The sequence below is a fragment of the Xanthomonas axonopodis genome (genome assembly GCF_001304695.1).
GTDB classification, from domain to species: Bacteria; Pseudomonadota; Gammaproteobacteria; order Xanthomonadales; family Xanthomonadaceae; genus Xanthomonas; species Xanthomonas axonopodis.
This window is the reverse complement of sequence record NZ_JFAQ01000238.1, coordinates 1-986: the sequence shown is the minus strand read 5'-3', so window position 1 is coordinate 986 and position 986 is coordinate 1. Positions and strand designations below refer to the sequence as shown.

The following is a 986-nucleotide window of genomic DNA, read 5'->3' as shown; positions in this document are numbered from 1 at the left end:
TGAACCGGACCATCAAGGAAGCCACTGTCAAACGCTTCCATTACGACGATCACGCACAACTGCAACAGCATTTAGCCAACTTCATCGACGCCTACAACTACGGTCGCAGGCTCAAAGCTCTGAAGGGTCTGACACCGTACGAATTCATCTGCAAGCAGTGGACATCCGAACCCGAGCGGTTCAAAGTGAATCCGATCCATCTAATGCCGGGACTGAACACCTAGCGTCCCAACCACACCAGCGCACAACGGACGCTTCATGATCGCGCGCCCCCTCTACGCCTTGCTCGCCACCCTCGCCCTGGGCGCTTGCACCCACACGGCGGCCACCCCAGCCCCGGCAACCGTCGCGGAGACATCTGCCATGAGTTCATCCAGCCCTGCCACAGTGCCGTCTGGTAAGCCCACTGCGGAGGATTTACTTGGCCAACTGCTTGCCTTGATCAAGGGTAGCCAGACAATCTCCGACTTCACTCCCGAGCGTCTGACTTCGACGATGGGGCAGGCAGTTCAGTTCGTGAAAGGCGACGAACGCCGATACCGAGCCTTCGGCCTGCTCACCAAAGACTGGAGTTATGGGTTTGGAGTCGATGAAACCAAGCTTGATGGACGCTGGTTCGAATTCCGTTTCCTGATTAGCCCCATCCCTCAGCCTCCAGTTGCAGGATCTGCGACGCTGCGGTTGGACAATGGCCCCAGCTGAAGGCAACGGAGGTGGGAGATGGGGATCAACATCGTGCAGTTTCAGCCGGGATTGTCGCTGACCGAGTGCGTGGATCGCTACGGAACCGAAGCCAAGTGTTACCGGGCGTTGTATCGGTGGCGCTGGCCGAAGGGATTTCGCTGCCCGCAGTGCGACGGCCGCGCGCGCTCGCGCTTTCGACGCGATGGGCAGGTGTACGACCAGTGCCGGGCGTGCCGGCATCAAACCACCTTGCGTGCCGGCACGCTGCTGCAATCGAGCAAGCTGCCTTTGCGCCTGTGGAG

Annotated in this window: 2 protein-coding genes and 1 pseudogene; all 3 read left to right on the top strand. The window is 59.8% G+C overall.

The window, feature by feature from the left end; genetic code table 11:
• Nucleotides 1–224, top strand: a 224-nt coding sequence (locus XAXN_RS18370) for an IS3 family transposase (RefSeq protein WP_054320599.1), incomplete at its 5' end; no start/stop codon positions are given.
• A 34-nt stretch (nt 225–258) separates the two neighbouring features.
• Nucleotides 259–630, top strand: a pseudogene (locus XAXN_RS18365) (hypothetical protein); the annotation flags it as partial.
• 90 nt (nt 631–720) lie between these two features.
• Nucleotides 721–986 (top strand): transposase (locus XAXN_RS18360; protein WP_134984923.1); only part of this gene is annotated, 266 nt, incomplete at its 3' end.